Source organism: Bradyrhizobium cytisi, assembly GCF_008123515.1.
GTDB classification, from domain to species: Bacteria; Pseudomonadota; Alphaproteobacteria; order Rhizobiales; family Xanthobacteraceae; genus Bradyrhizobium; species Bradyrhizobium cytisi.
The window spans coordinates 1-8,698 of sequence record NZ_VSSR01000094.1; the positions used below are offsets into that span (position 1 = coordinate 1).

At 59.3% G+C, this 8,698-nt stretch carries 8 protein-coding genes and 1 pseudogene; 5 read left to right on the forward strand and 4 right to left on the reverse strand.

From position 1 onward, the window contains the following. Positions 1–625: 625 nt before the first annotated feature. Positions 626–1,999 (reverse strand): annotated as a pseudogene (locus FXB38_RS45215) (IS110 family RNA-guided transposase). 239 nt (positions 2,000–2,238) lie between these two features. Here FXB38_RS45215 and FXB38_RS43320 point away from each other — a divergent pair. From FXB38_RS43320 to FXB38_RS39505, 5 genes are all read left to right on the forward strand, one after another. Next, entirely contained in the window at positions 2,239–2,400 is a 162-nt protein-coding gene (locus FXB38_RS43320) for a hypothetical protein (protein WP_187435469.1), read from the forward strand. Positions 2,401–2,637: 237 nt separating this feature from the next. Then, a complete protein-coding gene (locus FXB38_RS44755) occupies positions 2,638–2,946 on the forward strand; it encodes a transposase (protein WP_430640215.1) in 309 nt (102 codons plus the stop codon). Beyond that, positions 2,943–3,299 carry an IS66 family insertion sequence element accessory protein TnpB gene (tnpB, locus tag FXB38_RS39495; RefSeq protein WP_148756307.1) on the forward strand — a complete coding sequence of 119 codons (357 nt, stop codon included), beginning with the start codon at positions 2,943–2,945 and terminating at the stop codon, positions 3,297–3,299. The genes FXB38_RS44755 and tnpB overlap by 4 nt, the downstream gene beginning before the upstream one ends. Positions 3,300–3,349: 50 nt before the next feature. Beyond that, a complete protein-coding gene (tnpC, locus tag FXB38_RS39500; protein ID WP_148756308.1) occupies positions 3,350–4,900 on the forward strand; it encodes an IS66 family transposase in 1,551 nt (516 codons plus the stop codon). Continuing rightward, positions 4,897–5,547: a UPF0149 family protein gene (locus FXB38_RS39505; RefSeq protein ID WP_246230513.1), complete on the forward strand. Its 651-nt coding sequence runs from the start codon at positions 4,897–4,899 to the stop codon at positions 5,545–5,547. Before tnpC ends, FXB38_RS39505 begins: the two co-directional genes overlap by 4 nt. 333 nt (positions 5,548–5,880) lie before the next feature. On the opposite strand, the gene FXB38_RS39510 is transcribed toward FXB38_RS39505, so the two are convergent. From FXB38_RS39510 to FXB38_RS39520, 3 genes are read right to left on the reverse strand one after another with little or no spacing between them, the layout of a single operon-like run. Then, a complete protein-coding gene (locus tag FXB38_RS39510) occupies positions 5,881–6,294 on the reverse strand; it encodes a Rieske (2Fe-2S) protein (RefSeq protein WP_148756309.1) in 414 nt (137 codons plus the stop codon). Continuing rightward, a complete protein-coding gene (locus FXB38_RS39515) occupies positions 6,291–7,400 on the reverse strand; it encodes an amidohydrolase family protein (RefSeq protein WP_148756310.1) in 1,110 nt (369 codons plus the stop codon). Before FXB38_RS39515 ends, FXB38_RS39510 begins: the two co-directional genes overlap by 4 nt. Positions 7,401–7,402: 2 nt before the next feature. After that, positions 7,403–8,470, reverse strand: a complete 1,068-nt coding sequence (locus FXB38_RS39520) for an amidohydrolase family protein (RefSeq protein ID WP_148756311.1) — start codon at positions 8,468–8,470, stop codon at positions 7,403–7,405. Positions 8,471–8,698: the final 228 nt, after the last annotated feature.

An 8,698-nucleotide genomic window follows, 5' to 3' on the forward strand; every position in this document is an offset into this window, starting at 1 on the left:
ATCACACTTCTCTGCATCATGCTTTTTCCTCCCCGATTTGTCGGACAATCGTAAAGGGCCTCTCAAGAATAAAAACACTGAAAAGCGACCAAAATTATGGAAATTCTGCAAAAATGACGCCACCTTGAGATTTAAGCGCCGAGCGACGGTCGCTACCTCGCAAAGCGGTCCGACCGGCGTAGAGGCGATCTCCAAAGAACAAGCGCCGCATGGCATCCTGGCCAGCCGGCCTTCGCGCGCTAGCCGGTGCCACGTGAACAACGGCTCGCAGAAACCTGTTGAGCCGCGCCTTTACCGACACAAATCGTGGTCCGCTGTAGCTCTCGGGTACGCTCCGCTGCTTCTTTTCGAATGTCCAACGGCGCCGAGCGCCCGCAGCGCGGCATGGACCGCCAGCTGCCATAGCGTCCACCGCTGTCCTGATGCACCTTTCGGATCGCAGCCAGGAGCGCGGCATTTCCGGGTGTGCGTGCACTCACTGGACGTTTGCGCCAAGCGCCGGCCGCCCAAAACCTCGAGCACGGCGCACATCAGCCGCACCGGATAAGCATCACGATGGTCCTCGATGAAGCGAAAGGTCATGTCTCCTCATGTCTGCCGTCCGGCAAAGGTCGCGATCGACTTCCTAAGAAGCAGCCGGATCGGAGGCGTCCTGAATGGCCTGTAAGACGAAGCCCAGAGATTTGGCTCGACGCTCAAGCTTAGTGAGGACGCGGCCGCGATATTGCTGCTCATGATAGTCCGCGCCGGGGTCTCTGCAGTGCATGCCGTGCCGGAGGTTGTTGTAGAATAAGGCTGCGATCTTGCGGGCGGTCGCGGTCACCGCCTTTGACTTGCCCGCACGCGAGGACAGTCGGCGATGGAATGCACCGAGCGCCGTATCGCTCCGCTCGACGGCCGTTGCTGCTAACCGCAACAGTGCGGCTGCCCGACTGGACGATCTGCGTGTGCGCGAGCACAACTACGGCGCGGCAATCAGGATGGAGAACACAGTGCCGCCAGAGATTTTGCTGCCGGGTGCAATGCACAGCCAGGAGGTGAAGTGCTTGGCGCTCGGCCATGCCCTCAGATCGCTGCCACACTCACTGACGAGCTTCAATGCCAGTGATGGACCCAACCCGTGGATCTCAGTCAGATCGACGCCGAGCGCGGGGTACAGCGCGGTCCCGACATCCAAGGTGGGCGCATTGACCTGTTTGGTCTTGATGCGTGGCTTGGACACCTTTGCGACCGGCTTTAAGTTTTTATTGTGTGCCGCGATCAGGCCCTCGAGCTTGCGGTCGCAGTCCAGCATCTTCGCCTGGTAGACATCGTAGAGTTCCAACGATTGGGTCAGCGCGGAGACATGTTCGTGCCGGTCGTTGCCCATGAGTGCCGCACGGATCGTCGCGATGGATGTATGGCACCGCACGTCCTGATAGATCGCCAAGACGTCAGGATTCCGCTCGCGCGCAGCAATGACTCGGATAATTCGCATGCCCGTTGCGCTTCCCGGGCGGAGCTGCAGATTCATCTCCATCAGGGCCTGCTGCATATGCTGGATATGGGCGGCGGCATATCCACCAGCCGTTCCCGTTGGCACGGATACGCGCGCAAGCTTGCGATCTCGGCATCAGGTCGGAAGCTGCCAGGTAACAGGCCATAGGAATGGAGCTCACGCAACCACGCGGCGTCGCTAACGTCGGTCTTGCGCCCAGGGACATTCTTGGCATACCGCGCATTGACCAGAATCACTTCGAACCCGCGCTGCTCCAGGATCTTGTACACGGGATCCAATAAATCCCGGTGAATTCCATCGCGACGGTCGTCACTCTGCAGGCTTTGAGCCAGTCCGCCAGGTTATGCAGGTCTTGCGTGAATGTGCCGAAGAGCGCACAGGCTCATCGATGCAAGCGGGGTTCACCGCAGCCATGTGCATCCTTGATCCGTTACCGATGGCGGCAGCCTCAATGTTGACCGCCTTCAGTTCCGGTCGGCAGCCACTCGCCTTGTTAGGCATGGCAATCGTCCAATCAATGATGAGCAGGAGGGTCTGGGCTATGCCAATCGTCATCTTCCTAATCGGGATCGCCGCCAGGGCGACGTCGCCACTCTCAAGTTCGCATGCACCCATGGACCAAGATTTTTAACGGGGATTGTGCCTCCAATAATCGAACGGCCCTACCCTCCCAGCCGTAGACGATAGCACAAGTTGTTTCTGCGCCGCACAGCCGCGTCACGGCGCTGGACAGTTTTAAAATGTCCCGCTCCATGCGCAGCCGCTCGTTCTCCTCGCGCAGCCGAGCGATCTTGGAAGCCTGGTCCGCCGGCATCGACGCCGCTTGCGTGACGGAGCGCCTCGTCGCCGGTGCCGGCTCGTTCCGCAGCTTATCCACCAAACGGCGCAATACCGAATCGTGAATACCGAGTTCCTTGCCGACCGCCGTGATCGACCGATAGCGGTACGACGACCCCACCTCGTTTAGGTGAACGGGATGAGCGAGACTCGCGCGTGGATTTGACAACGCGAGGGACGCTCGTTCCATGCATCAAGACAGACATCAAGACAGGCATGATGCCGCCTCCTATCAGCGGATCGAGGTGATCACAGGGGAGAGGCGACGGCGCAGTTGGAGCGATGCGGAGAAGGCGCGGATCGTGGCCGAGAGCGCCGATCCGGAGACGAGCATTTCCGAGGTGGCTCGACGCAACGGGGTGAACCGGGGACTGCTCAGCGTGTGGCGGCGCCAGGCGCGGCTCGCGCCGAGCGAAGCGCCGCAGTTCGTGCAAGTCAGGCTCGACGCCGCCGTCGAGGCGCAGCCGAACGCGATCGATAAGGCGCATGTTCTGACGGATCCGGCCGAGCCGATCGAGGTGATGATCGCGGGCGCGACGGTGCGCGTGCCCGTCGGCGTCGACGCCGCGACGCTGGAGCGCGTGCTGGCGGCGGTGAGATCGACGCGATGATCTCTTTCGGTCCAATGGTCCGTGTGTTCGTCGCGACGCAGCCGATTGACTTTCGTAAAGGCGTTCATGGCCTTGTCGCGCTGGTAGCGGAGGGATTAGGCGGCAAGCCCTACAGCGGTGACGTTTATGTCTTCCGATCGAAGCGATCGGATCGTTTGAAGCTACTGGTTTTTGACGGCTCGGGAATGGTTCTAGCGACGAAGTGGCTGGAGAATGGGGGCTTCGCCTGGCCACCTGCTCGCGAGGGTACGATGCCGGTGACGGGGGCGCAACTGGCGATGCTGATTGAAGGTCTTGCGGAGTGGTCGCGTGTGGTCCCGAAGGTGACGAAGCGGCCGACGAAGGTTGCCTGAAGCGTCTTGTTTTGCTGGCGATTGCGAGTGTGTTCGTGTAGCTCTGCGATATGGCGCTTCGCCCCGAAGATCTCCCCTCTGACCCTGCGGCTCTTGCCGAGATGGTGCTGGCTTTCGAAGGCGAGAACGATGATCTGCGCGCAGAGATCGCCACGTTGAAGAGCCTGATCTTCGGCGCACGATCGGAGCGCTCGGCGATCGTCTGCGCCGAACAGATCGCGTTTGATCTGGAACGGACCGCCGGCTCACAGCCCCCGGCCAATGACGACAAACCGGACGCGCTGCGGCCGGAGCGGCGCAAAGCGAAGCGCAACATCGGCGCGCTGCCGGCGCATCTGCCCCGGGTCGAGCGGGTGATCGAGCCGGCGTCCACGCTGTGCCCGTGCTGCACGGGTCAGATGCATCGGATCGGCGAGGAGAGCAGCGAAGCGCTCGATCGGGTTCCCGCGTGGCTGCGTGTGCTCCGCACGATCCGTCCAAAATACGCCTGCCGCTCCTGTGAGGGCCCGATTGTCCAGGCCCCGGCACCGGCGCGGCTCGTCGAGGGCGGCATGGCAACGACGGCGCTGATCGCGCATATCGCCGCGGCCAAATATGCCTGGCAATCGACGCTCTACCGCCAGACGCAGATCCTGGCGGGTCAGGGTGTCGTCGTCGACCGTCAGACGCTGGCGCGCTGGATGGGGAGCGCGGCGTGGCTGGTCAGGGGCCTCTACGATCTGCAACTGAAGACTATGCACGGCTTCGAGCGGCTGTTCTGCGACGAGACGCCGATGCCAGTGCTCGATCCGGGACGGGGCCGCACGAGGATCTGCCAGTTTTGGGCGCACGCGACGGACGATCGGGCGTGGAAGGGGCCGGCGCCGCCGGCGGTCGCCTACGTGTTCGCAGGCGGTCGCGGCAAGAAGGAGATCGTGGCGCAGTTGGCCGGCTTCGAAGGCGTGCTGCAAGTCGACGGCTATGCCGCCTACGCCTCGCTGGCGGGCGATGCGAAGATGTCGGGCCAGATCCAGCTGGCGTATTGTCTCGTTCACGCGCGCCGCAACTTCGTGAGGGTGCACAAGACGACGAACTCACCCTTCGCCGCGGAGGTCATCGAGCGCATTGCGGCCGTCTACGCGATCGAGGAGAGGATCCGCGGTCTCGACGCTAGGGAACGCCGCGCGACGCGACAGGCCGAGACGAAGCCGCTGATGGAGGTGTTGAGGGCCCGTCTGATCGCGGTGAAGGACGGGATCTCCCGCCGCTCGACGCTCATCAAGGCGATCGACTACATGCTCGAACGCTGGCAGGGCCTGACGGCGTTCCTGGATGACGGGCGGCTCGAGCCGGACACCAACACGGTCGAACGATCGATCAGGCCAATTGCGATCGGAAAAAAGAACTCGTTGTTCAGTGGTGACGAAGGCGGGGGCGAGACCTGGGCGATACTCGCTTCGCTTCTTAACACAGCGAAATTGAATGGCCTCGACCCCGAGGCGTATCTCGTCGACGTTCTCGATCGCATGGTGAGCGGCGCCACGAAGACCAACCAGCTTCACGAACTTCTGGCCTGGAACTGGAAGGCCGCACGCGAAGCCGAAAAGCGGGCCGTGGCATGACGAAGCCGAAGCAAGGGCGGGGAACGCGAAAAGCACGCAAGACGACGATGGCGGACTATGCCATGTCGTTCGAACGGCTCGGGCAATGGATCAGCAAGCGCGCCAGGTCGCCCACGCTTCGGCATCCGCGGGCGACGTCGCTCTCCATGCTCGACGGCGCGGTGGCCGCGGTCGTCGCCGGGCCGGTCTCGATGGCGTCCGAGGAATGGGTGTGCCCGCTCCTCGGCGTAGATCCCGACGCCTTCAATCACGACACCGAGGAGTTCTCGGCAATCGCCGCCACGCTGATGCGCCACAACGCAATCAGCGAGACGCTGTCGACGAGACCGGAGAGCTTCGAGCCGCTGTTCGTGCGATCACCGGACGGCGAAGTCGACCCGCAGCCCTGGTGCATGGGCTTCTACGCCGTCATGAAGCTTCGGCTTCTCGTCTGGTCGCGGCTTCTCTCCCCGAACGGAACCGAACACCTTATGCTGCGGCCGATCTTGGTCCATTGCATCGACGACGCCGGTCGGCCCTTGCTACCCCCGGCCCGGCGCACGCTGGGAACGCAGCCCATCGTCCAAAACGCCTGGCGCAACATTCCAGCAACCGTCGAGGCCCTCCGGCAGTTCTGGATGCCTATACGCTTCAAGCGCGGTGCCTAGGCCGTCCGCACCAAGTCCGTGGCTCCGTGGGCCTCTCGTACCGTTTACGATCGACCGGCTACTCGATACCACCAGCTCAGCCTGCCGTTTGTACTCCTGGGTAAACGACCGACGATGACGCTCTTGCATCCGACACGTCCTGGCTCGCAGACCTACTACAGCTGTCCACTCATTCGCAGGAGGTTCACACGGCTCGTTTCGGTCCACATCCGTGGCCTGAATCACGCCTCACGCGGTGAGAAACCCTCAACCGCGTTTCCATACACCCTCAGGCACTCGTATTCGAGAATGCCGAGGCTTAAGTGCGGTGGTAGGATGAGACCGTGTCTAAGCTCACAACGTGAGTACAATATAGTTGCGATCGATAGATACAGGAACCGTTTCGGCTACGTACGGTCCCTTAGCAAGGGATTCGCCCGATTCGACCGCAACTGCGAAAGTGCGTGCCTTCACACTTTCAGGGTCGCACCACGACTGACCGGTGCGAATATCGAACTCCCAGCAATGCCAAGGACAGCGTAGCATTTCTCCACGGTGGGTCAGCTCATATTGGCCAGGCAGCTCCGATTCCGACCTACTGACAAGCATCCCCTTGCAAAGCTCAGCCCCTTGATGGGGGCAGCGATTTATCAATGCGAAAAACTCATCATGGATTCTGAAAACCCCTATCTCGCGCCCCCTAACGACGACAATTTTGCAAGTGCCGTGCGCGATTTCATCAACCGTTGCAACAATATGGCTGCTCATCGGATGTCCAGCCCATACAGCGCACTAGCATTCTCGCGGAAAATCATCCGTTTCCAGTCTTCTGGAATAGCTGCCTTGAAGGCATAGCGTGGGTCATCTTGATCCCAGTGCGGATAGTCAGTGGAGAACATGATTCTGTTCGGGCCTATCCACTCCATTGTCGATAGCAAATCTGCCGGTCTTTCTGGCTCTTCTGCAGGCTGTGTTGTAATCCAAATATTCTGCCTAACGTATTCAGAAGGGCTTCTTCGTAAGAAGGGCACCTCCGAGCGTAAGCGCTTCCAGGCTTTATCCAAGCGCCAGCACAGCGACGGAAGCCAAGCGAAGCCTCCTTCAACAAGTACCACTTTTAGATTTGGTATCTGTTCAAACACTCCCTCACACACCAAGCTGGTAGTAAGAGCCTGCGTGGCATGGACATATGCTGGATGTTCCTCAAAATAATACGAAGGCCACCCCCCCCCCGTGGAAGGATGTCCGCTTGTGCCGCTTATGTGTACAACAACCGGAAGGCCGTTAGCAGCACACGCTTCCAAGACAGGCCAGTAACGGCGGCGACCTAGTGGTTCGATCCCACGCAGTCGGATCTGAACTTGAACGAAACGGCGATCACCGGCTCTTCTTTCGATCTCCGCTATTGCTGCCTTTTCATGCTCAATATGTATCTGGATCGCTGCTTTCAACCGTGGCTCTCGATCACACCATTTAGCTAGAAGCCATTCATTCATGGCATTCGCGAGTGCGGCACCAAACTCGATATTTCGCTCGCTGAAGAACTCAACCAAGAGCGGCAGCAACATTCCATAGCGAACGTTTAAGGGATCAAGGTGCTGTTTCCGCATAAAATCCAGATCGGATCCCGGAAAACCTCCATCTGGCAACCAGGCGTCCATACGGACCCCGCCCCTTGACATACGCGGATAGTTCCCAGCCTTCGATAATCCACGGCTCAGACGAACGCCGATGGTAGCGTGATGCTCTCTCCAACGCTGCGGGAGAAATTCATCAATCTCAGAGAAGGATCCGTAACTAGGATGTAAATCGCAATCGACGATTCCGGCGTCCCGCTTATCGCTGGCCTTACCACTTGGACTGTTCGAGCTCATGACTATTTCCCCGTCCAGTTCAATCTTTCGTAAGTCGCAAGCGCATTTTCTCTTAGCAGTTTAGATAGTATAGGCGTAAACACGTCAGGAACAGCATCCGTCCCCTCAAAATGCCAGTGCGGATAATCGGTCGAAAACAAGAACATTTCGTCTGCTGCTATTTCCTCCAAAATAATTTTCGCTTGGTCGAGCATAGGCGGAGCGTCAAAAGGTTGTAGAGTGATCCTCACGTGATGACGAAGAATCTCGGACGGAAGTTTCTTCACCCAAGGCGTCTCGGATCGGACTGCCCGCCAGCTCTTGTTAGCTCGCCAAAAATGAGAGGGAAGCCAAGTAACACCAGACTCCATCAGCACTACTTTGAGCCGCGGGAATTTTTGAAATACCCCTTCGGCCACTAGGCTATTCAACGCCCCCGCGAAAGCGGGTGCGTTTAACACATAGTCCTCGATGTAGTATGATGGCCAACCTAATGAACTCGGAGGGTGCCGAAAGCTGCTACCAGCGTGAATTCCGATCGGAAGCCCGTGGCGCTCAGCAGCCGCATAGATCGGCCAATTCAACCGACGGCCAACTGGAACTTCATTCATGACAGGCATCAATACCTGTACGAAACGACGATCTGTTGCGCGCTTTTCGATTTCAAGCGCAGCCAATTCCGGGCTCTGAACCGGTATAACGACCGATGCCCGCAGCCGCGGGTCCTGTTCAAGCCATTCGGCTACGATCCAATCGTTAATTGCAGTGCATAGCGCGGCACTCAAATCCACGTTGAACAGGATTTGTGCGCCGTGCAACACATTACAAATAACGAACTGCGGCCGAAACCGGTCAAGAATATGCGCTTGTAGTAGCTCGAAACGAGATCCAGGACGACCTTCATGCGGTTGCCAATCCGGACGACAGTTGAGCGGTGCTTTTTCCGGAAAGGCGCTGAGCTCTAGATCATCATCATCGAGCCCACGGCGGATCACTTGCTCACGCCAGTATTCATCAAGATGCGGTATGAGGACCTTGGTTGAAGGACGCGCCAGATGGACATCGCAGTCTATGGGTGGGATGAATGACATGACAACCCTTCAACGATGCGACCTCTGCGCCGCAGATGCTGCCTACATAGTCCAAGGGCAGCGGCATGCATAGACGCAGTTTGGACGAATAGGTGGCAGTACAGCGCAACCGCGATTCATCTCCCTCCATAAACTTTGTGCGTTCGGCACGGTTCTGCCAGGATTACATCGCTCCAGTCGTCGACGGTCGCGCCTGTGAGGAACGTGTGCGGCGCGACAATCAAGATG

What these genes read in the sequence shown, in the direction of transcription:
- tnpB (WP_148756307.1), top strand. Translation starts at nt 2,943, where the DNA reads ATGATCTCTTTCGGTCCAATGGTCCGTGTGTTCGTCGCGACGCAGCCG.
- FXB38_RS39520 (WP_148756311.1), bottom strand. Translation starts at nt 8,470, where the DNA reads ATGTCATTCATCCCACCCATAGACTGCGATGTCCATCTGGCGCGTCCT.
- FXB38_RS39510 (WP_148756309.1), bottom strand. Translation starts at nt 6,294, where the DNA reads ATGAGCAGCCATATTGTTGCAACGGTTGATGAAATCGCGCACGGCACT.
- FXB38_RS43320 (WP_187435469.1), top strand. Translation starts at nt 2,239, where the DNA reads ATGTCCCGCTCCATGCGCAGCCGCTCGTTCTCCTCGCGCAGCCGAGCG.
- tnpC (WP_148756308.1), top strand. Translation starts at nt 3,350, where the DNA reads ATGGCGCTTCGCCCCGAAGATCTCCCCTCTGACCCTGCGGCTCTTGCC.
- FXB38_RS39515 (WP_148756310.1), bottom strand. Translation starts at nt 7,400, where the DNA reads ATGAGCTCGAACAGTCCAAGTGGTAAGGCCAGCGATAAGCGGGACGCC.
- FXB38_RS39505 (WP_246230513.1), top strand. Translation starts at nt 4,897, where the DNA reads ATGACGAAGCCGAAGCAAGGGCGGGGAACGCGAAAAGCACGCAAGACG.